Origin of the sequence: Desulfofarcimen acetoxidans DSM 771 (assembly GCF_000024205.1) — a bacterium.
Classification (GTDB): domain Bacteria; phylum Bacillota; class Desulfotomaculia; order Desulfotomaculales; family Desulfofarciminaceae; genus Desulfofarcimen; species Desulfofarcimen acetoxidans.
Genome location: NC_013216.1, coordinates 352,823 through 375,683 on the forward strand (window position 1 = coordinate 352,823; position 22,861 = coordinate 375,683).

General features: G+C 41.1%; 18 protein-coding genes. 9 read left to right on the forward strand and 9 right to left on the reverse strand.

The annotated features are described in order from the left end of the window. Window positions 1–22 precede the first annotated feature (22 nt). Entirely contained in the window at window positions 23–475 is a 453-nt protein-coding gene (tsaA, locus tag DTOX_RS01750; RefSeq protein WP_015756015.1) for a tRNA (N6-threonylcarbamoyladenosine(37)-N6)-methyltransferase TrmO, read from the reverse strand. Then, entirely contained in the window at window positions 469–1,248 is a 780-nt protein-coding gene (locus DTOX_RS01755) for an ATP-binding protein (RefSeq protein ID WP_015756016.1), read from the reverse strand. Before DTOX_RS01755 ends, tsaA begins: the two co-directional genes overlap by 7 nt. A 947-nt stretch (window positions 1,249–2,195) precedes the next feature. On the opposite strand from DTOX_RS01755, the gene DTOX_RS01760 reads away from it, so the two are divergent. Genes DTOX_RS01760 through DTOX_RS01775 form a run of 4 tightly spaced genes read left to right on the forward strand, consistent with a single transcriptional unit; the run spans window position 2,196 to window position 7,368 of the window. Continuing rightward, window positions 2,196–3,809 carry an ABC transporter substrate-binding protein gene (locus DTOX_RS01760; protein WP_015756017.1) on the forward strand — a complete coding sequence of 538 codons (1,614 nt, stop codon included), beginning with the start codon at window positions 2,196–2,198 and terminating at the stop codon, window positions 3,807–3,809. A 29-nt stretch (window positions 3,810–3,838) separates the two neighbouring features. Then, window positions 3,839–4,810, forward strand: coding sequence for an ABC transporter permease (locus DTOX_RS01765; RefSeq protein ID WP_015756018.1), 972 nt, complete (start codon window positions 3,839–3,841; stop codon window positions 4,808–4,810). Then, a complete protein-coding gene (locus DTOX_RS01770) occupies window positions 4,800–5,663 on the forward strand; it encodes an ABC transporter permease (protein WP_015756019.1) in 864 nt (287 codons plus the stop codon). Before DTOX_RS01765 ends, DTOX_RS01770 begins: the two co-directional genes overlap by 11 nt. Next, window positions 5,650–7,368, forward strand: coding sequence for a dipeptide ABC transporter ATP-binding protein (locus tag DTOX_RS01775; protein ID WP_015756020.1), 1,719 nt, complete (start codon window positions 5,650–5,652; stop codon window positions 7,366–7,368). Before DTOX_RS01770 ends, DTOX_RS01775 begins: the two co-directional genes overlap by 14 nt. A 215-nt stretch (window positions 7,369–7,583) precedes the next feature. Here DTOX_RS01775 and DTOX_RS01780 read toward each other — a convergent pair whose 3' ends face one another. The 5 genes from DTOX_RS01780 to nikA all read right to left on the reverse strand — a co-directional run bounded on the left by DTOX_RS01780 (window position 7,584) and on the right by nikA (window position 12,993). Then, window positions 7,584–8,546 carry an oligopeptide/dipeptide ABC transporter ATP-binding protein gene (locus tag DTOX_RS01780; protein ID WP_015756021.1) on the reverse strand — a complete coding sequence of 321 codons (963 nt, stop codon included), beginning with the start codon at window positions 8,544–8,546 and terminating at the stop codon, window positions 7,584–7,586. Beyond that, window positions 8,533–9,528, reverse strand: coding sequence for an ABC transporter ATP-binding protein (locus tag DTOX_RS01785; protein WP_015756022.1), 996 nt, complete (start codon window positions 9,526–9,528; stop codon window positions 8,533–8,535). Before DTOX_RS01785 ends, DTOX_RS01780 begins: the two co-directional genes overlap by 14 nt. Further along, window positions 9,525–10,376, reverse strand: coding sequence for a nickel ABC transporter permease subunit NikC (gene nikC / locus DTOX_RS01790; protein ID WP_015756023.1), 852 nt, complete (start codon window positions 10,374–10,376; stop codon window positions 9,525–9,527). The genes DTOX_RS01785 and nikC overlap by 4 nt, the downstream gene beginning before the upstream one ends. A gap of 9 nt (window positions 10,377–10,385) precedes the next feature. Continuing rightward, window positions 10,386–11,318 (reverse strand): nickel ABC transporter permease subunit NikB, encoded by a 933-nt coding sequence (nikB, locus tag DTOX_RS01795; protein WP_015756024.1) that lies wholly within the window; start codon window positions 11,316–11,318, stop codon window positions 10,386–10,388. 76 nt (window positions 11,319–11,394) lie between these two features. Further along, window positions 11,395–12,993 carry a nickel ABC transporter substrate-binding protein gene (gene nikA / locus DTOX_RS01800; protein ID WP_015756025.1) on the reverse strand — a complete coding sequence of 533 codons (1,599 nt, stop codon included), beginning with the start codon at window positions 12,991–12,993 and terminating at the stop codon, window positions 11,395–11,397. A gap of 695 nt (window positions 12,994–13,688) precedes the next feature. On the opposite strand from nikA, the gene DTOX_RS01805 reads away from it, so the two are divergent. The 4 genes from DTOX_RS01805 to DTOX_RS01820 all read left to right on the forward strand — a co-directional run bounded on the left by DTOX_RS01805 (window position 13,689) and on the right by DTOX_RS01820 (window position 19,032). Beyond that, window positions 13,689–14,438, forward strand: a complete 750-nt coding sequence (locus tag DTOX_RS01805; RefSeq protein WP_015756026.1) for a class I SAM-dependent methyltransferase — start codon at window positions 13,689–13,691, stop codon at window positions 14,436–14,438. 54 nt (window positions 14,439–14,492) lie between these two features. Further along, entirely contained in the window at window positions 14,493–16,220 is a 1,728-nt protein-coding gene (locus tag DTOX_RS01810) for an ABC transporter ATP-binding protein (protein ID WP_015756027.1), read from the forward strand. Window positions 16,221–16,228: 8 nt separating this feature from the next. Beyond that, window positions 16,229–17,992: an ABC transporter ATP-binding protein gene (locus DTOX_RS01815; protein WP_042315262.1), complete on the forward strand. Its 1,764-nt coding sequence runs from the start codon at window positions 16,229–16,231 to the stop codon at window positions 17,990–17,992. Window positions 17,993–18,351: 359 nt separating this feature from the next. Next, a complete protein-coding gene (locus DTOX_RS01820; RefSeq protein WP_015756029.1) occupies window positions 18,352–19,032 on the forward strand; it encodes a peroxiredoxin in 681 nt (226 codons plus the stop codon). A 190-nt stretch (window positions 19,033–19,222) separates the two neighbouring features. Here DTOX_RS01820 and DTOX_RS01825 read toward each other — a convergent pair whose 3' ends face one another. Then, window positions 19,223–19,468 carry a helix-turn-helix domain-containing protein gene (locus DTOX_RS01825; protein WP_052292893.1) on the reverse strand — a complete coding sequence of 82 codons (246 nt, stop codon included), beginning with the start codon at window positions 19,466–19,468 and terminating at the stop codon, window positions 19,223–19,225. 429 nt (window positions 19,469–19,897) lie between these two features. Here DTOX_RS01825 and DTOX_RS01830 point away from each other — a divergent pair, with 429 nt between their 5' ends. Continuing rightward, entirely contained in the window at window positions 19,898–20,506 is a 609-nt protein-coding gene (locus DTOX_RS01830) for a DUF3793 family protein (protein ID WP_015756030.1), read from the forward strand. Window positions 20,507–20,926: 420 nt separating this feature from the next. On the opposite strand, the gene DTOX_RS01835 is transcribed toward DTOX_RS01830, so the two are convergent. Further along, window positions 20,927–22,639, reverse strand: a complete 1,713-nt coding sequence (locus DTOX_RS01835) for an IS1634 family transposase (RefSeq protein ID WP_015756032.1) — start codon at window positions 22,637–22,639, stop codon at window positions 20,927–20,929. Between the last annotated feature and the right edge of the window lie 222 nt (window positions 22,640–22,861).

A 22,861-nucleotide genomic window follows, 5' to 3' on the forward strand; every position in this document is an offset into this window, starting at 1 on the left:
TTTAAATAGTATACCTAATCTGTTATTGTTTGGCTGACTGTACTGATTCCAGCCATCCTATACACGCGTCTGGAACCATATCTACCTTATTGCTGTAAGGTTTTATGTCCAAAAGAGGACTTTGATCCAACGCATCAACGCCCTTAACTTTCAATATATTGTCCTTTACTTCCAATAATTGTGCCACACAAACAGCTACCGGATTAGGACGGTTTGGGGAACGACAAGAAAATACACCCCGCGGTTCTTCACCAAAAGGGGTTTTAGCCAGCAGTGTTTCGCGGTCACTTAAGTGCCCCCAATACAATACGATGATGTGAGATACTGTTTCAATATCTTTTAAACCGGCCATGTATTCCTGATTTATTTCCAGATAAGAGATATTCTCTTTAAAACGACCCTGAAAAGGCGCCTGGCTTTTTTCCTTATAATCGCTGATTATTCTGCCGATTGGTTTTAAAATATAGTTTACCATATTTCCCTCTCCAAATATGCCTGAATGTCCTTAACAGCTTCTATCGCTGTATCACCTTCCACCGGAGTGCCGTTTAAACAAGCTTCCGCCACAGCTTGATCAAATGGGATAACTCCAATCGGCATAATGCCCCTTTTTTTCAACTCTACCTGCATGGACGGCACAACATTTGGGTTAGCTTTACTGATAACTGCCTGGCAAGGAATATTTGCCTCACTTGTCATAGCAAATACTTTCTCGGCCAGCAATACGGATTCGAAAGAAGGTTCTATACTAAGCAGAACCATGTCTGCCGCTGCATCAATGCCGCGACCCAGGTGCTCAATACCGGCTTCGGTATCTACCAGTACCAGCTGTTTTTCTCCCGGTATCTTAGAAAAAAACTCGCGAGCTACAACACCCATCGGGCAAGCGCAACCTTCTTTGACATGGTGCACTTTTCCTACAACCACCATCGATATGTTTTTGCCGTCAGAACTGATGCAATCAGGATCTATTGATTCTGTACTGCTCAACAATGAAAACTCCACTTCTTTCTGCTGCTGGGACAAAGCTGCTCTTAATTTGCCGCCAACCTCCTTTTTGCCGCCAAGATAATCCAATAAGGATTTTTCCGGCATGGGTATGCCAAGCATTCGTGAAAGCCCTAGATTTGATTCATCAGCATCAACTATCAGCACCTGATACCCTTTGTCCGCAGAGACTTTCGCCAGAAGAGTTGTCAAAACACTTTTTCCACTACCGCCTTTTCCGCATACGACAATTTTAGGCATGTAAATCATCCTTTCCCTTTTTGTAATAATGTATATTTACTCCTTTTGAGCAAATAATCTTATCTTATCAGTCCAGTTATTAGTTGAAACTGTTCTTTAAAGAGCTAAATGCAAATAAAAAACCATGAAAGACATTGTCTTATCCCAACAAGACAATGACCTTCATGGTCATTAATTGATCTTTAATCTTTGTAAATTAAGATTTTAAACTAAATTGCAATTATCTTACATAAAATACCTTCATGGTATTATGTTATCATATAAATAGTATTCTACATTTTTATAAATAATCCTTTAGCCAATAATAATTTTTTGTTGGTTAAATAAACTATGGGTATTTCTCATCCTAGTTCGCATTGATTGCTAATGCTTTTTTGCGGTCCATGATTACTCAGATTCCGTACCCTTGACTTACTGAGTTTAATGATGTGTGTTTTGCTGCCGCAAAACAGGTTCACGACTTAAAACTCGATCATTTCTTCCAACCAAGCCTGTATAGAGCCTGGATCGGCATGGATAAATAAAAAATTGGCAGTTGAAGATACGGGTTGTCTTTTATTAAGAATTGTTGTAAAATTCTATAATAGAAGCAGCATGAAGCTGCTTCTATTATAGAATTTCTTAGTGTCCTTAGTGTCAATTGAATATTAATAATTAGACCATGAAGGTTATGTCGCTTTAGCGGTATTTTTTCATGGCCTTTTTTATGTGCTTTTTAAAGATTATGTAACTATTCAGCAGGGTGTAGGATGTGCTATGGTTATTCTAAGACAAAATGAAAGCTGCACAAAAACTAATGCTGCAATAAGGCAATAAAAGCATTATGCGCATCAAGGGGTTATCAGTTCGGTCCACAGTCCGTCTTAGGGCCGTCCTGTGCGAAGCACGGAACAAGAATCTATGAAGCTGAATACTTACAAGATTATTTTTGAAGGGGGAAATGTTTTGTGGATGCAAAACAAAAATGGCTCAGGCAGTTAATTACACTATTACTTATGCTGGGCCTAACAGTGGTTGTGCTGTCAGGTTGTGGCACAAACCGGGCTGTCGAGAAAAATGCCGGCGGGTCAGGTGAAGTTGCTGTTTATACTATCGCCGATTCAACGGGTGACTGGGGTTTTCCTTCTCCTTATACTCACTATAACCGGGGACCTGGCTACGTAAGAATGAGTTTTCTCTTTGACACACTGGTGTGGAAAAACGATCGGGAGTATCTGCCTGGTCTGGCCGAAAAATGGCAATACCTGACGCAGGAAAATGCTTATTTGTTTAACCTGCAAAAAAATGTTACCTGGCATGACGGGGAAAAATTTACTTCCGGAGATGTGCTGTTTACGTATAATTATGTTAAAGCCCACCCTTATCAATGGGCCGATGTCGGCATGATTAAGAAAATCGAGGCTTTGGACGATTATACTGTAAAGATGTATTTAAACAAACCCTATGCTCCGTTCTTGGATACCGTGGTTGGCAGCATGCCCATTTTGCCCGGGCATATTTGGAAAAATGTGCAAAATCCAATGCAGTTCCAGAAGGAGGAGGCATTAATCGGGACCGGTCCTTATAAGCTGTTGGATTACAATAAAGAGCAAGGTACATACCTATATGAGGCCTATGATAATTATTACCTGGGAAAACCCCGGGTGAAGCAGTTAAAGTTCATTAAAATTAGCAATGAAATGGTGGGGAATGCTTTAAAACAGAAACAGGCTGACGCGGCGCAAGTTCCGCCGGAACTGGCCAGTCAAATGGAAAAAGAAGGATTTAATATTTTAAAAGGTTCTCACGATTCGGTAGTCAAAATACAAATAAACCACCGGAAAGAGCCCCTGTCCAATAAAGAATTCCGGCAGGCGCTGGCTTATGCCGTAAACCGCCAGGAACTGTTGGATACTACCCTGCGGGGTTATGGTCTGGTAGGCAATCCGGGCTTGGTGCCGCCGGATAACAGCTGGTATAATCCTCAAGTGGAACAATACTCTTATAACCCGGTCAAAACGGGGGAAATACTTGCCAAACTGGGATATGTTAAAAAAGGAATGTATTTTGCGAAGGACGGAAAACCGCTGGAACTGGAGCTTTTAATCAGTGGGGCAGGTTCAGCTAATACTCCGGGAGTGCGCCAGGGCGAAATGATTAAGGAGCAGTTGGAAAAGGCGGGCATAAAGGTAAATTTGCGCAGCCTGGATCCCAAGACACTCGACAGCATGGTGGGAGAATGGAAATTTGATCTGGCTTTAATCAGTCACGGCGGAATGGGCGGGGAACCTAAAGTATTAAACACAATGATTACAGATAAAAGCTTTAATAGTGCCAGGTATCTGAAAAGTGAAGAACTCAACAGTCTTTTGCAGCAGCAATTGGAGAAAATAAACCAGCAGGAGCGTAGAAAACTAATCAATAGAATTCAGGAAATTTATGCTCAGGAAATGCCTTCTTTACCTCTTTATTATCCTAGCAGCTATTGGGTTTATGATAATCAGGTGAAACTTTTTTATACTAAACAAGGTATTGGTATCGGCGTTCCAATTCCTGCTAACAAAATGTCTTTTGTGAAATAAGAAAAAGAACCGGGGAGGAGCGCCAGGCTATGCATAAATCAAGTTTTGCAATTAATTATTTGATAGCCTTTCTCATTATTATCAGTGCTAACTTTGCTTTGCCCAGGTTAATGCCGGGTGATCCGCTGCAGGCCATTTACGGGGATGAAGCTTTGACGGCTATGACCCCGGAGTTAAAGGCGGAGTTAACCAGGCGGTTTTCATTGGATCAGTCCTGGAATGAGCAGTTCACTGCTTATATTGCTTCGCTTTTACGGGGTGATTTAGGGTATTCTTATTATTATAACACTCCGGTAACAAAGGTTATCCTTGGTTCTCTTCCCTGGACGTTTTTACTGGCAGGCCCGGCTCTGCTGCTTTCGACATTATTGGGTCTTATTTTGGGTATTGAGTCGGGATACCGGCGGGGCAGGGTTTTGGACAAAACCCTGCTGGCGGGACTGATGTTTATCAGCGGTTTTCCTGATTTTTTTATCGGTATTCTAATGCTTCTTTTGTTTGGCGTAATGCTGAATTTAGTCCCTTTGGCCGGGGCATTGACACCTTATGCCGGAGAAACCGGCTTAGCTTTGGTGCTGGATGTTCTGTGGCACCTGGCATTGCCGCTGGCAGCTCTGCTGTTGGTCCGGTTGACATCTACTTATCTTTTTACGCGCAATACGGTAATTACTACTTTAGGTGAGGCTTTTATACTGACAGCCAGGGCCAAGGGCTGCCCGTCAGGTGTTATTAAATACCGCCATGCCGGGCGGAATTCGCTTCTCCCGGTGGTAACGGCAGCTAGCCTGCAGTTAGCTCACTTAATAACGGGAACTTTGTTTATCGAAATTATTTTTTCTTATCCGGGAGTAGGCACACTGCTTTACAGTTCTTTGTTAACCCGTGATTACCCGTTGCTGCAGGGAATTTTACTAACTGTTACAGTTATTGTATTATTAATCAATTTCTTTATGGATTTATTATATAAAAAGTTGGATCCGAGGATAAATTATGCACATTAACTACTGGCGGGAAGTAAAACGGGACAATTTTGGCCGGATAGGAATTATAATATTTATTGTGCTGGTGCTGCTGGCTGTTCTGGCTCCTCTGCTGACCGGTTACCGGCCTGGTACTTACACCGGTTCTATTTTTAAACCACCGTCAGCGCAGTATTGGCTGGGAACCAATGATGTGGGGCAGGATATTTGGACTCATCTTCTTTATGGCACGCGTACCTCACTGACGGTTGGCTGCGGGGTGGCCTTGCTGTCCGCTGTTTTCAGTCTGCTTATTGGTGGTACGGCTGCCTTGTTCGGCGGTTATTATGATCGTATTGTGATGCGTTTGGTAGATGCGCTGATTGTAATACCTCCGGTTATTATTGTAATTCTGGCGGCAGCATATTTAAAACCAAACCTTTTTTTGTTAATATTATTATTATCTTTGTTAATTTGGCCCGGCGGAGCCAGGATAATCAGAGCCCAGACGCTGGTCTTAAAAGATAGAATGCACGTAAAAGCAGCCCGCACTTTCGGGGCCGGATGGCTGCATTTATTGTCCCGTCATATTGTCCCGGATTTTGGACCGGTTTTGATTGCTGTTATGATCCAGGACGCTCGCCGGGCTGTTTTTATGGAAGCGGGGCTTTCTTTTTTAGGTATTTCCGATCCGGCTATGCTTAGCTGGGGTATAATGATCCAGCATGCCTTAAAATTTACTTATCTGAATGTCTGGCAGTGGTGGCTCTTGCCTCCCGGATTTGCTCTTTCACTGACAATAATGTCCTTAACTTTTATGGGTTTTGCTTTGGAAAAAATCTTGGATCCACGGCTGCGCAAACAAGAGGAGGGTGAAAAGCATGTTAAGCATTAGTAACCTGAAGGTAAGGTTTGGTGAAAGATATATTTTGGATGGGATTAATTTAGAAATTCCGCCCGGGCAAATTTTAGCCCTCATTGGGGAATCAGGTGCCGGTAAAACAACACTGGGCCGGACAATTTTAAGGCTGCATGACGGTGTTATTGAAGGAAACATTAGCTGGAACGGTATAGAACTGGTTAACTTGCCGGAGGAAGATATGCGGCAAATAAGATGGAACAGCATCAGTATGGTCTTCCAGAATGCCGGTGAAGCTTTAAACCCGGTCATAACTGTTTTAGAGCAGGTTGCAGAACCGCTGCTTGTTCATGCGAGGCTGAAAAAAAAGGAGGCCCGGGCCAAAGCCAGGCTGCTTTTAGCTGAGGCGGGTTTGCCGCTTGACCGGGTTAACGCCTATCCTCCTCAATTAAGCGGGGGAGAAAAACAGCGGGCGGTTATAGCCATGGCTTTAGCCAACAGTCCCGAGTTAATAATCCTTGATGAACCCACTGCGGCCATGGACGGTTTAACCCGCCGGGAAATTCTTGAACTGCTGAAAAGGACATCTGAGCATTGCGCTATGCTTTTGGTTACCCATGATTTATCTGCTGCCGCCGCATTGGCTGATCACACGGCAGTTTTATATGACGGCAAAATTATCGAAGCGGGAGCAACCGGTGCATTGCTGGAACAACCCGGTCATCCCTATACCAGAGGCTTGTTGCGTTCTTATCCCAATATGACTACCACAAAAGATATGCAGGGGATTAAAGGCAAGCTGGAACACTGCGGCAGCGGCTGCCGGTTTGCTAACCGCTGTACGCAAGCCAGAGAAATTTGCGCTTCTGCGGAGCCTGATCTAAATTATTATAATGACAGGCAGATTGCCTGTCACCGGGGCGGGATTGTACCTTTACTGCAAATAAGTAATTTAGACTGTCATTTTGGTCCGGTTAAGGTGGTAGACGGAGTAAATTTAACGGTTTTTGAAGGGGAAACACTGGCCCTGGTAGGGCAGAGCGGTTCGGGTAAAACTACTCTGGCCGCGACAATAATGGGCATTTTGCAACCAAAGCGAGGAAATATTGTTTTTGATGAAATAAATATCGGCAAAAAAAGAGACAGATCACTTTTTAAACAATTGCAGATGATCTTCCAAAATCCCTCTGAATCAATCAGTCACCGGGCAACCGTACTGGAAGCTGTCAGAGAACCTTTGGATATTCAAAATATCGGCAGCTGTGAAGAACGAATAGAGAAAGTACGCCGGGTTTTGGAGGAGGTGCAATTGTCCTCAGACGATACCTTTCTGGGCAAATACCCGCATCATTTAAGCGGCGGTGAGGCCCAGCGGGTGGCCATAGCCCGGGCCATGATTTTACAGCCCAAGCTGATAGTGGCCGATGAACCGACCTCTGCCTTGGATGCCAGTGTCCAGGCAAAGATTTTAAAGCTGCTGCTTCACCTGCAGGAAGAGAGAGGCTTAGCTTTATTGTTTATTACCCATGATATTGCTCTGGCCCGTAAAGTTAGTGACAGGATAGCCGTCATGAGATCCGGGAGAATTATTGAGGAGGGTCTCTCATCCAGGATTACTTCTCAACCTCAAAATGATTATACCAGAGAATTACTGTCCGCCGCTCCCAGCCTGGAGAATTCATTAATTTTCGAGGAGACCGGCAGAAATAATATGGGATATCGGTACCGGTTAGGAATGTAGGCGAAAATAATTGCCTACTATATTTTTGCTATAATAGTTTGATATTCAAATAATATATCCTGTCTTTCCCAGATAATATTTGCCATTTAAATGTATTTAGGAGCATTTCTATGCCGGGAGAGTGTTTCAAAAATCATAATTTTAAAAATTAACCACTATATATAACTTGTATAAGATTTTGCATCCGCACATTGTTTCGTTTGCATATAACTTTTTTAACGAGTGCAGTATGGGCAGGCTACTTTATGTTTTTCTTTTAAGGAACTTAGTAATGGTGTTTGTTCACGGCAAAGGACGCTGGCTTTCTCACACCTGGTAAAATAGCTGCAGCCATAGCTGCCGTTTTCGCTAATAGCCGGCTCATCAAAACTTGAACTCAATTTCTTTCTGTGACGTGGGTGATCTGATAACACAGAGGACAATAATTTGATACTATAAGGGTGCCGCAATTCATCTATTAATCTTATATCTTCGATTAACTCGACAACTTTGCCCATATACATCACTGCCAGTCTGTCAGATATATAATTTACTGCTAATATATCATGCGAAATAAATATATAGGAAAGCTTGAATTCTTCTTTTAAATCCAGTAAAAGGTTTAAAATCTGTGCTTGAACCGACATATCCAAACTGGCTACCGCTTCATCCAGCACAATTAATTTTGGTTTTAATGCGATTGCTCTGGCTATAGTTACCCTCTGTATTTGGCCACCGCTGAACTGGTGAGGATATTTGTCTATATCAGCAGGACTTAAGCCTACAATTTCCAAAAGCTCTAGTACCTGTTTTTTTTCTTCCGAAGGGGTCAGTTTCCGGTAGTTTCTGATAGGCTCACTGATTATTTTGCCAATTGGCAGCCTGGGATTAACTGCACTCAAGCTGTCTTGAAAAACCACCTGCAAGTTGCGGCGCAGTTCCTTAAGTTCCCGGCCGGTTGTTTGGTAGATGTCTTTGCCCAGAAAGAAAACTTCGCCCCGTTCAGGCTTTTCCAAACCGAGTATTATTTTACCCAGTGTAGTTTTACCACAACCGCTTTCACCCACGATACCAAGACAACAACCTTCTTCCAGGCTTAAGGAAATATCCTTTACCGCGGCAATGCTTTGATTGGTTTTCAAGAACTTGTTGCCGAGACTGAAGGTTTTGGTAATATTATTTATCTCAAGCAAGCTCATATAGCACTACCTCTTGATTTGAAGCATATTTAAGGCAGCTTACAAAATGATCCGGGGCATACCGTGTTAAATATACCTTATATTCCAAACAAGCTTTATTTGCTTCATCGCATCTTTCGAAAAAAGGGCATATGTCTTTTAAATCTATTAAGGCCGGCGGTTGACCCTTAATGGGTTTTAGCCTGGCTTTTTGCAAACCCGGCCTTGAAGCCAGCAGTGCACGGGTGTAAGGGTGCAGAGGATGATCAAATATTTTCATAGCAGGTCCTTTTTCAACAATATATCCACAGTACATAACTGCTACTTCATCTGCCATTTGGGCAATCACTTTCAAATCATGAGAAACCAACAATATTCCCGTATTATACTTCTCCTGAACTTTCACCAATTGACCCAGTATCCGCTGCTGCACTGTGACGTCCAGAGCAGTGGTAGGTTCGTCGGCAATTAAGACTGCTGGATTTGAAGCAATGGCTATGGCAATCATTACTCTCTGGAGCATTCCGCCGCTCATTTGAAAAGGATAACGGTTGAATAAGTCTTCGGGGCAAGGCAGTTCTACCTGCCGTAAACATTCAAGCGCCGTAGTTATGGCTTCCCTCTTTGTTACTTTTTTATGGTTTCTGATTGTTTCAATAAACTGCTGACCAATAGATACTATGGGATCGAAGCTGCTCATTGGATTTTGCATAATCATGCTGATTTCGTTTCCCCGTAATTTTCTTAATTCCTCAGTTGGCAAACTCAAAATATCCCTATCCTTAAGTCTTATTTTTCCCTTGATAATTTTCCCCGCACCGTTTAAAAGGCCTAAAACAGATAAACAAGTAATGCTTTTTCCACAACCGCTTTCTCCCATCAAGCCCAGCACTTTACCGGGCCAGATCCGGAAACTGATACCGTTTACTGCTCTGATCGTCCCTGCAGCAGTAGGTATATGTGCATGTAAATTTTCTACAGATAAAACAGGCTGTAAAGTCATAATATACCCCCCTGTTTAAAATCCTTGGGGTCAAGGACGTCTCTCAAAGCGTCGCCTAATAAATTAAAGGCCAATACTACAATCAATATCACCATCCCCGGGTAAACCATCAGGGAAGGATTGCTCCTCAAAAATTGTCTGCCGTCATTTAACATAGCTCCCCATTCAGGTGTGGGAGGTTGTATTCCCAGGCCTAAAAAGGATAAGCCTGAAATACTGAGAATTATCCAGCCCATATCCAAGCTGGCCAGGACAATTATTTGAGATATAATGTTGGGTAAAATATGTCTCATGATGATTTGGGGTCCACCTGTACCGCACACTTTGGCCGCTAAGACAAAGTTGCTTTCTTTAAGACTTAATACCATCCCTCTGATCATCCTGGCATACCATACCCAATGAACTGCTATCATAGCAAGCATGACGTTAACCAGACTGGGTCCCAACATACCGACAATGGCCAGTGCCAGTATGAGATTGGGAAAGGCCAGCAGAACATCACACAGGCGCATCAACAGATTATCCACCTTTCCACCCACATAACCGGAATAAGTGCCAATCACCAGACTCACGGCAATAGTCAGAGCCATGACAATAAACGCAGTATTTAAAGATATTCCGGTAGCATAGATTAGCCTGGAAAGCAAACACCTGCCCAGGTGGTCGGTACCCATGGGAAACTCTCTGCTGGGCGCTTCTAATTTTTGTTCTAAATTTACCAGATTGGGATCGTGGGGCGCTATAAGCGGCGCCAATATGCCCGTAAAAAACAAAAAGACAATTATTATTATACTTAGGATAGCCGGCTTATGCTGAAACAGCTTTTGCAGGTGGATTTGCATGAACATTTTTTATAGTTACCTTCCTATTTTGATGCGCGGATCTAAATATACGTAGGCAATATCAACCAGGAGATTGCAGACAACAAATATTACAGCCATTAAACAAACATAGCACTGAATAACCGGGTAATCCCTGCTGAATATGGAAAAAACACAGTACCTGCCAACACCCGGCCAGGCAAAAATATTTTCCACTATGACAGAGCCTGCCAGTAAATGCCCCAGACTCATTCCGAAAGCAGTTATCATTGGCAGCAGTGCATTTTTAAAAACATGCTTACCGATAATGAGCTTCTCTTTAATTCCTCTGACTCTGGCGTACAATACAAAATCTTTATTTAAGTTCTCCAACATACTTGTCCTCAAGAGCCTGGTATATGTAGCCGCATATCCCAGTGCCAGAGTTAAGGATGGTAAAATAAGATGCAAGAAAGTTCCTCTTCCTGTAACCGGCAGCAAATCAAGCTTTAAAGAAAAAACATACAGCAGCAGGAATCCCAGCCAGAAGCTTGGCATAGATGCGCCTATAAATGCCAATATCCTGCTAAACTGGTCAAGCAAGCTGTCCTTGTATAAAGCAGCCCAAATGCCGAGGGGTATACTTATTAAGAACATGAGGAGTAAAGAACAAGCGGTTAGTTGTATTGTAGCTGGAATGTAATATAATACGGACGGCAAAACAGGTTGTCTTGTCACGAAGGATTTGCCGAAATCAAGATGAAACACTTTCCACAGCCAGTCAAAATACTGAATATATAATGGTCTGTCCAGTCCTAATTCGGATCTTACCAGAGCAACAGCTTCATCTGTGGGAGGAATTTGTGACAGCCTCAGGTAGACTTCTGCCGGATCACAGGGTACCATATGAATTAAGCCGAAGGTTATTACAGATATACCCAGCAGCACCGGTATTATGTTGAGTAATCGTCTGAAAATATACTTTTTCACCTGATTTTCTCCCTGAGTGTCAGTATAATGGGGAAAGAAAATAATTCCAACCCCATTATATGACTAATCAATAAATTTACTTGATGTCAATATCAGTTAATGGTACATCATACTGAGTTGATAAGAATTTAAAACCGCTAAGATTCTTATGGTAAACAGCCATATTGGTCCTGTAAGAAATGGGAAGATAAACAGCCTGCTCATGTAACGTTTTCAGAATATAAGTATAAAGCTCCTGTCTCGTCTTTTCATCAGTGCTTAATAGAACCTCTTCTATTTTTTTATCGATTTCAGGCTTCATGGAGAGACCTGACTGAGCCTGATAATCGGCATGGGAAGGTTTTCTCATGGAAGAACACAATGAATGTGGATCGTAGGGAACGCCCCAGGTCTCGCTGAAAATAAGGTTAAAGTTGCCGTCTTTTTGCCTTTGGTTATAGGCTTGACTTTCTTCGGCAATTAGTTTTAGATTGATGCCGAGCTTTTTCAGATCACCTTGCATAGCCTCTGCAGCAGACTTTTGGATATTATCAGTGCTGTCAAAACATAATTCCAGTTCCAATGCTTGCCCGTTTTTTTCTCTGAATTCTTTTCCGTCTGCCTGTTTCCAACCGGCATTATCCAATAGTGAGGCAGCCTTTTCAAGATTATAATCATAGGGTTTTAATTTTAAATCGCAATAAGGCAGATTTGATGAAAAAAGTGTATCAGCTTTTTCTTCCGTGCCGTAAAATATTCCGTTGATTACAGCCTGTTTATTAATGCCATGCTGAATAGCCTGGCGAACCGGCAAATCCTTGGTGGCTCCTTTGTTGGAATTCATAGCTATAACTCTCGTTGAAAGAGGACCGGAGTTTTTAGTCTCATATTTGCCGGATTCTTTGAGCTGTTTAAAGGAATCCAGACTTATAACACCGCTGCCAAAGATTAAATCCAGTTCGCCCTTCTCAAAGGCAATTACTCTGGTTTCACCATCAGGAATAATTTTAACAATAACTTTTTCTAGCTTGGGTTTGGTCCCCCAATAATTTTCATTCCTTGTGAATACAGCATATTCATCTTTTTTGTACTCACTCAACACCCACGGGCCTGTACCAATGGGTTTTTTAATGGCTTCGCTGGTTTGTCCATTCTCAGGAAAGCCCGTGGGAGCTAGGAATCTTATCGGCCTAATCAGAGCAAATTCCTGCAGCGCCGGGTAATAGGCATTTTTAAAATAAACTTTTAAGGTATAGTCACCGGATACCTCAGTTTTTTCGATTTGATTAATTAATTCCAACCATTCATGCCTTTGGGCATTAGCCAGTACTGCATCAAAGTTTTGTTTTGCCGCCGCAGCGTTAAACTCAGTGCCATCGGAGAAATTTACACCTTTACGCAGGGTAAAAGTTATTTCCCTGCCGTCGGGAGATGTATCCCACTTTTCCGCCAGACAAGGCTCAATTTTACCGCCTTCAGCGTAGGTTACCAGCGGTTCGTAGACCAGACCCTGAGCAAACATCTGAGCTGAATAATTATGCGGGTTCAAATCCCCGATATCTTTATTCCAGGAAAAAGTGAGTTCCTTAGCTTTTGTTTTTACACCAGTAGTTTTTTCTGTACTGTTGCCGCAACCGGTGAGGGATACAGAATATACTATTATTAGTAATAACGCTAAATATATTAATTTTTTCATTTTATCACCTCGTGTATGGGATTTTAAATCAATTTCCATTTATCTTTTGCTTTATATAAACTATAATCACCCCCTGAAACTATAAAATAAAAAACCATGAAAGATATTATCTTGCTTCTACAAGAAAATTACCTTCATGGTCTATAATTGATTTTAACTTTTTATACCCTTGTCTTTGAATAAAATACCTTCATGGCACTTTATTATAATAGTGTTAATATTCGATGTTTTTTTGATTATTCCTTTAAGTTAAAAAAAATTTTACATTGCAGTGTATGGATTTATACCGTAAATCTTCCCACCAGAGTATTCAATTCATCATAAATTTGTGGGTGTTATTAAAATAAGGCTGTTGATAATATTGACAAATTGTTCTTTCCTGCTGTAAGATGAATAACATCAAAATTAAATTGGCGGCATGAAGCCGTATAAAATTCTGATCTATCTTTATTCCAAAATTTAAAGCTGTCAAAAAATATACCACGAAGGTATTTGCCGTTAATTTGCGGCATTGACCTTGTGGTATTTATTTTTCGCTTAGCCGTTTTGAGCTACCTCCTTAATTCTTATCGGAACTGTGGGTTACATCTGCTCGCAGTTCCAGCATTTTTTCAAGAGTTTGAAGCAGTTATGACGTGACAGTTATTTACTATTACTTATCAAGGACTAAAATATTTTTGAAAGGAAGATGATTGATGCAGATTCAGCAGCGTATTGAAAACTACTGGCAGGGGGCTGCTTCTCGTTACAGCAACAACATTTGGAAGGAAATGAATAGCTTTAAAAAAGACGCCTGGGCAGCTTTGATTGATGAACATCGATCAGCGGGTGAGTCTCTAAAAGTCTTGGATATCGGTACCGGACCAGGCTTTTTTGCCATGCTACTGTCCGGTATGGGCCATACTGTAACCGCCATCGACTGTACCGAAAATATGCTGGTAGAAGCAGGATACAATGTCCAAAAGGTTGGTTTTCATGTGCAATTTTATAAAATGGATTCTCATGTACTGGATTTTCCCGAGGGTACTTTTGATTTAATTGTATGCAGGAATCTGACCTGGACCTTGAGGGATCCGGTTCAAGCTTATCGTGAGTGGCACCGGGTGTTAAAGCCTGGTGGGAAGCTTATGGTATTTGATGCCAATTGGCATTTGAGACTGTTTGATCCGGAAATGGACAGACTTTACCGGGAGGATAAGGAAAGAGCCAGGCAAATGGGTATACCGGATAGCCATGATCAGAGCAACATGGAGGAAAGTGATAAAATAGCCCGTCAACTCTATCTCAGCAGCCGCCGGCGCCCCGATTGGGACGAGTCAGCATTGCTGGAAGCAGGCTTTTGCAAACTTATTATTGACGAGGATATCAGCGGCAAAGTATGGGATGCGCACGACAGGGTGCTGTACAGGTCAACACCTATGTTCATGCTTGTGGCCGAAAAGTAAGGCTGGAAAAGTGATCTGTCATATCGTCAGATAAAAAGTGGAGATGAACGAATAATGAATTTCTATTTGAGAATTTTTTCTCTGCTCAAGGGCTCCTATCTTCACATTGCCTGCAAAATTGCCATGGGGGTGCTTATTACCGCTACCTATGTGGGGCAGGCGTTTGCCATAGCCGCCGGTCTAAAAGGCGTGTTTTATAAAAAAAGCCTGGAGGACCTGGGATTTGTTCTTTTATGTATCGGTTTGTTGGTGCTTTTGCGGGCGTTGCTTCACTGGTTGGACGAGATTTATGCCAAAAGGATAGCCTTTTGGGTGAAAAGCAGACTCAGGGAGCGGTTGTTCCAGCACGTTATGAACCTGGGACCAGGTTATCAGGAAAACTGCCGCAGCGGCAGCATTCAGGCGTTGCTCACAGACGGGGTGGAGTCTCTGGAACCGTTGCTGACTGGCTATATCCCCCAACTTTTGGTGGCTTTTTTCGGTTCCGGTCTTATATCGTTATATATTTTCAGTCTGGATCGAGTGGTAGGAATTATCGCGTTAACCGGCATTATCATAACGGTGTTATTTCCCCAGTTGATGAGCAAATATGTCGGGAAAATCATATTGGAATACTGGCAGTCGCACGCCCGGCTGAATTCCCAATATATTGATGCCATGCAGGGTATGGCTGCCTTGAAGATGTTTAATGCAGGGAAGAAAAAGGGCCAGGAACTGAGCGAGGAGGCCTGGGGACACTATCGTCATTCCATGCAGGGCCTTGGTATTTCTTTGCTGGATTCAGCTGTGGTCAAATGGGCCGCCGCCGCCGGTTCAACGCTGGCTGCCGGTGTTGGGGCACTGAGGGTGAGTAATGGCGAGCTGCCTCTGGCTGATCTATTCATCATACTTTTTCTGTCAGTTGAGTGTTTCAGACCTTTAAATGAATTAGTCATGTACTGGCACAGGAGTTTTCTGGGTATTGCTGCGGTCAGGGGTATATTTGCTATTTTTGATACCAATATAAGCATTCAGGATCAAGAGGATTTTAACGGGGATAATAATGTTTGCCCTTACCCGGAGATAGACTTCAAAAATGTCACCTTTTCATATGCAGCAGGGAAAAGGCCGGCGGTGAAAAATGTGTCACTGCGGGTTAATCCAGGTGAAACAGTTGCCATAGTGGGTAAATCCGGTTCCGGCAAGTCTACCATGGTGAACCTGCTATTGCGATTTTTTGAGCAGCAGGAAGGCAGTATACTGCTTAATGGTCGGGATATCAAGGATTACCCATTGTCTTTTTTGCGCAGTCAGATAGCCGTGGTTTTTCAGGATACCTATCTTTTTTACGGTACTGTTGAGGATAACTTAAAAATAGCTAAACCAGGCGCAACCAGGGAGGAATTGGAGCAAGCGGCTAAGCTGGCAAATGCCCATGATTTCATAATGAATCTAAAAGATGGTTACCGAACACATATAGGGGAGCGAGGGGTTCGTTTGTCCGGGGGGCAGAAGCAAAGATTGTCAATTGCCAGGGCTGTATTAAAAAATGCCCCACTCTTGATCCTGGATGAGGCAACTTCTAATGTAGACGGGGCAAGTGAAAAAATGATTCAGGAAGCTTTAGACAAACTGGTTCGTAACAGAACTACAATTATTATTGCTCACAGGTTGTCCACTATTAAGGGAGCTGACCGCATCATTGTATTGGATGACCATAGGGTGAAAGAGACCGGTACCCACAGTGAACTGCTTGGTTTCGGGGGAATTTATGCGCAACTGGTTAGGTTGCAGCAAGGCTGAGACGGGGGATGACATTGAATACTATACTGGCAAAACTAAATCTCACAGGTTTTGCAAGGCTGCTTCTATATCTCCGTCCTTATTGGAAAGGGATGGCTATAGCCATAAGCAGCGGCACCCTGCATCATTTATTTGCCATAGCCGGCGCTACCCTAGCTGCCTATCTGGTGGGGCTAACTGCCATGGGAGGGGGGAAGGAGCAGATTTTGTCACTTTTGCCCGCGCTGGTTTTACTCATTAGCCTGCGAGTGGTAATGTATTTTTCAGATATGTGGTTTGCCCATGAGGTTGCTTTTCGGATTTTGGTGGAGTTCAGGATTAAGATATATCAGTCGGTGGAGCGGGTGTCCCCGGCCTATCTGTTGAACCGGCGTTCCGGCGAGCTGGCGTCCACACTCATGGCTGATATTGAAGTATTGGAGTGGTTTTTCGCCCACACTGCGGGGACTTTTCTGGTGGCGCTGTTGGTTTCCCTGATCACCTTAGGCTTACTGGGGTGCATCAATTGGTTGCTTCCTCTAGTAGTCACTCCCTGGATTATTCTATTGTTCAGCGTACCTTTTTGGTTCAGCCGGAAAGCTGACCGGCAGGGTAAGGACACCAGAGAAAAGCTGGCCGATATTAATTGCGAGGCAGTGGACGGAGTGCAGGGGCTGCGGGAGATTATCTCTTTCAACTATGAGCGGGGTTTTTTAGACAGATTAAGGCTCTACTCGGATCGGTTGGGGCAAAGTCTGTACTTCTACGGCAGGAGACTGGGTTTTGAGGGGGCGTTGCTAAATATTTTTTCCTCCCTTACAATTATTTGTGTTTTGGGGGTTTCCGCTTATCTGATTGTCAGCGGTCAGATGGATTTTAGCTGGCTCCCTGTGACCGTAATACTGTCTGCCAATATGCTCACCCCTGTCCTGGAGATATCGTCCATGGCCAGAAATTTCGGGATTATACTGGCGGCAGCGGAGAGGGTATATACGGTGCTTGAGGCCAAAGAAACAGTGCAGGACGGAGCAGTTAGTTTGCCCGAAGGCACCATAAAGCCTCAAATATGTTTCAACAATGTGTCGTTTCGCTACAGGGAAGACCTGCCTAACGTGCTTAATGATATAAGTTTTTCTGTGGGAGAAGGGGAAACGGTAGCTCTGGTGGGCCATTCAGGGGTAGGCAAGACTACATGTATCAATTTGCTGCAAAGGTTCTGGGATGTGAACAGGGGGCAGATTGCATTTGGAAGTATGGCAATAAAGGAATTGCCTTTGGATTACCTGCGCAGTTTGATTACTATGGTGCCTCAAGATATTTATCTTTTCAACACCTCTATTCTGGAAAATATAAAGTTGGGCAAGCAGGGGGCTTCCAGGGAAGAAGTCAAGGCGGCTGCCAAGGCTGCTTACATACATGATTTTATAGCCGGTTTGCCGGAGGGTTACGATACAATTGCCGGGGAGAGGGGAGTAAAGATGTCCGGGGGCCAGAAGCAGAGAATCGCTATTGCCAGAGCAATGCTGAAGAATTCTCCTATATTGATTTTGGACGAAGCACTTTCAAGCCTGGACACGGAAAACGAAAGATTATTACAGGAATCAATCAAAAATTTGCGCCGGGGACGAACCACCCTTATCGTAGCCCACAGGCTTTCCACCTTTCGTGACGCTGACAAGTTAGTGGTTTTAAAAAATGGTAAAGTAATTGAAATCGGCAGTCACGCGGAGCTTATGGAAAAAAGAGGATACTATGGTGAATTTGTCTCTTCTCAAGTTGCTGTTTCCGGATAAGACTTGAAAGCTATTTCCAGGGGAGGTATTCTTTTTATATAACAGCAGGGTCGGCTCCCCAGAGGCATAGTTTTCTATAGTAGATAATGTTTTTAATAATGTAGTCATTACTGTTAATCTGATTTTATATTGGTTTTATTTATACTTGATTTTTGGTCCGTTTATAAGTGTTGGAAATCGTCTGTTATCTGTATTATATATTCTACAAAATATATTGGGATATCTGGCTGACAGAGTAACCGGAATGCAAAAATAAAACTAATAAACATTTTTATATTGAAATGATTGCAAATAAAAACAATGCCTGATATAATATTTTAAATAATAAATTGATAAAATTAATTATAGGAGGTATAAAAATGGATAGTATGTCCGAGAGCTTTAGAATGCCCTTAATTGGTGACGATGCACCTGTGTTTACGGCAAAAACTACAATGGGGGATATTAACTTCCCTGCTGATTACAAGGGTAAATGGGTTATTTTTTTTAGTCACCCTGCCGATTTTACTCCTGTATGTACAACTGAATTTATGACCTTTGCAACGATGCAAGAAGAATTAAAAAAACTAAATACTGAGCTTATCGGTCTCTCAATTGACAGTATTTACGCGCATATAGCTTGGCTTAGGACAATCAAAGATAAGATAGAGTATAAAGGCATGAAAAATGTTGAGGTTCTTTTCCCTCTTATTGAAGATTTGAAAATGGATGTTGCCAAGAAGTTCGGTATGGTGCAACCAAATGCCTCAACAACACAGGCTGTAAGAGCTGTTTTTATAATTGATCCTAATTCAAAAGTAAGGGCAATTTTATACTATCCTCTGACAACCGGCAGAAATATGGAGGAAATTAAGCGAATGATTATTGCCATGCAAAAATCTGACAGTGACGGCGTGGCAACTCCAGCTAACTGGGTGCCCGGAGACGATGTTATTATTCCGCCGCCTGGTTCATGTGGGTCAGCTAAGGAAAGAATGGAATCACAGGAAGAAGGTAAATATTGTCTTGACTGGTTCATGTGTTTTAGGAAGGAAAAGTAGAATAAATAGATCTCAATAGAGATCTTATGATACTAAAAGTAAAACCGGGTATAAAAACCCCGGTTTTACTTTACTCTTAGGTCAAAACTGTCAGTAAGAAATTCTTACTCTTCGATAGGTGATAAAATATAGTAACTATTCAGGTACAAAATGCTGATTTATTGTTATGATCACCCCACTATGGTACCGGCTACTTAGCGCTCATACCATTATGCTCGGTTAACTGGCTGCCTATGTTGTCTACTACCTGAATTTTTAATTCCAAAGCATTTGTTATTTTTACTAGGTTTTTTAAATTTGGAGAGTGACTTCTGTTTTCTAATCTCGATACTACTTGTTGGGTTACTCCTGCTCTATCCGCTACCTCTTGTTGGGAAAGGCCTCTTTGTTTTCTAGCCTTAACTATTTGGGCTATTACCTCTAATTCTGTTTCCATCTCCCTAAAGTCCTTTTCAAACTCCGGATCACTTTTAGATTTTTCTTTTAGTATTTTATCAATGTTTGACTTAAATAATCATACATCGAATTTGATGTATGATTCAAGTGTTTTAAGCCTAAATAATTAGTGTTTTTAAAAAGTTACTATATCAATCAAAAACATATGAAGCTAGAAGGGGAGTAAAATTGAAAAAATAATTATTTTGAAACTATAAATCATGATAGTGTTTTTTGAATTAAATTTTTACGTGTATGAAATACTATGTCTTGACATAAATGCATATAATGTATTATGATAACGATAATCATTATCAATAATTGTAAGTTGGCTTAAAATCTTAACTTAAGAATAATTGCTGCCCGGGAGAGGTACCAGGGAACAAATGTTTCTAAAATTATTTTTCTTAGGGAGGAAAAAAATAAACTAATGAATAATTTACTTGTTAGTAAATTTTTAAAAAAAAGAAAAACATGGGATGACAAAAAATACTTGTTTGCTACAATAGCTTATCATATCGCTCCAACGATATCTAAACAAAAGCCGGCTTCTCTTCTTAATTTCACCAAAGGTATTCGTGATCTTCATGAGTTATGGGAAAAATATAAACAGGACTTTATGGATAGTACGAGTTTGGAATGCTATGAAATTCGTAGAACAGAAAATAGTACTTTAGTATTGTTCTATGATTACAATAATTTAACTAAAGTGTTGTTTCAAAAAAATAACATAGATTTCCTTCAACAATTTGGTTATGGAAAGGAAAAAATATTAAATCAATATTTGGAAACATTAAAAAATCGTTTTGAAAGATCATGTGCCCATGAAGTTGGTATTTTCCTTGGTATGCCGGTAGAAGATGTAGTCAGTTTTATTGAGTGCAAGGGAAAAGATTATCTATTTTGTAGATATTGGAAAGTATATAATAATCCCAATAAAGCTTTAACTACTTTTAGAGTTTATGATAAAGCAAAATTTAGAGTATTGAATCAAATAATAAATAATATGGAGCCAAATCTATTACTTAATGTAAGATAATAATTTAAAAATTATTGTTAAACAGGGAAGGAATTCTATAAATTATAGAGAATATGTTTATAACAACGACGAGAAGTCGTTTGCCGCGCATTCGAGGGAAATGTATGATGATTTATTAGAGTTTAATAGGGATATTTCTTACCACGAAGGTATGCCTGTAAAAAGGGTACATTTCGTGGTTTTTTGTTTTTTGATCAAATAAGCAGAAAGCCGCTTGAAAGGAGTGAAGCAAGATTAGTTCCCCGAATCGCTGTTGTGGATGGTGTTTTATGTATTTAAAAGTTTTTGTAAGGAGTGATCTTAAAGTGCGATATTTTAGAAATTGCTTACCTATCTTGGCGCTAGCGGGAGTTTACGAATTATTAGAAACAGATCCCTTCTATGCCAGCAATCACAAGGCATCGGAGGGATAAAAGTGTATTACCCACCAAGTGCATACTTCCCTATATCTAAAACCTCTAATAATCTCTTTTCTTCAGCAGATATTTTCGTTAATGAAAAACACTCCCTGTCCTTTTTTGAATTACCCTTCTTTGGATAAACGGTAATAACCTGTTTAATATCAGATAATCTTGACAGCATTTTGTTTATACTCATTTTAAGGCCATTTTCATGCAGAACGCGGTTTAACAAACAACAAAGTCTTAAGGCCAGCACGCAATAGAAAGCATGAACTTTAATTTTTTGATCAGTCCAATGATGTATTGGACGAAAACCTAAAAATGTAGTGTCTTTCATTTGCCTAAAATCGTCTTCTATATGATATTGTGATCTGTATGTGGAGATTATCTTATCATTTGGCCAATCATGATTATCCGTAAATAAGACTGTCTTGCCAAGAAAATGTTCTTTAACATAGTTAAATTGTTTGATATTAATAGAAAAATCAAGATGAGCAAGACCATCTTGTTCATATATCTGAACATCGAAAATATCACTCATAAACTCGCCGTGAAGAATAGTGGCAACATTTTTTTGTACAGATGTAACCGTGGGCTTACGCCCTTTTGTAGTTACACCGGCAACACGATCAAGTAATGATTTCTGCAGTACTCGTAACTTAAGAGTACATTTTTCAATATTAATTGCAATGCTCTGCATCTGTCCGGCAAATAACTCAGGATTGCAAACCACTAAAACTGTCATTTCCCGGTTATAAACGGAAAGCGTAGTCCGGTATGCCTTAACATTTCTAAAATTATCACTGTTAACCGACTCGTATTCTTGAATTGGAATATCAAGCAAGGATTTATTTTGAGAAAGCCTAAGAGAACCTACAACATTAAAAGCAAATTCACCGCTCATAACAAGATCCATATTATTTAGAGAATTGTTTCCCTTATCAAAAACAAGGGTTGCATTTCCCGGTTTACCGCAAATATTAATATAGCGGTTCTTAAGTTTCTCAATAACTGCCTTAAACTCAACAGAGTCGTTGTCATTGCCCGGATAAACATCATAAAAAAGAGGGACATTGAAATCGGGAGTAACCATCATTGCTAAACCGACAATCTTCAAATCAGACCTCTTTTCCTTGCTGTGGCCCCGTTGTGGTAACTTATCGGCTGATAACGTATCAATATATGTAAAAAAGTTGGTTGCATCGTAAATAAGCAAATCGGTAGAAAGATTATATTTATCAACGATAAGTTGCGTAAATTCATTTTCAAAACTCTCAATAGCTGAGTCAGATAATAAACTCATATTATCCCAGAATCTTTGACTTGTTAATGATTGTTTTGGAGCAGGCAGCATTCTATAAAGCATTGTTTTATCATACCATTCACCAATTTGGAACTTGCTAACAGGTTTAACGACCCTGTTTATAGCAGCCAGCAGCATATATTCTCCGACACTTAACCCTTGTTCGCGTTTGGGAGCATACTTATCAATTATTTCAATAACACCGAGCTGCTTGGCAATATCATACAAAGCACACACGGTGCCAAACTCTAAAACAATACTGTACTTGGGATTTTCCAAATCAGATTTGCCTTCAACAGCCTTGGCAATATCCTCGGCACGTCCAAGATATTTTTGCCGGACAATTCTTGGCTTACCGTTAACTCGGGCAGACTCTACCAGATAGTAATAAAATTGATTTTTTTTCTTCTTTTTAATGATCGAAGCCATGGAAACCTCCCTTTATTATGGTAGGGTAATACATAACTTCGACACTTATGCATAAAATTCCTGCATACATCAATAAAGTCTTTGAAATTAAGCATTTCATAACCAAAAAACATGTCTAAAATGTTAAATATGAGTTATGCGGTAGGGTAATACACTTTTTCTTCATCAATACCACTTTTTAATTGCAAAAAAGTCCTTTAAAATCAAGGCCTCCACTAGTTT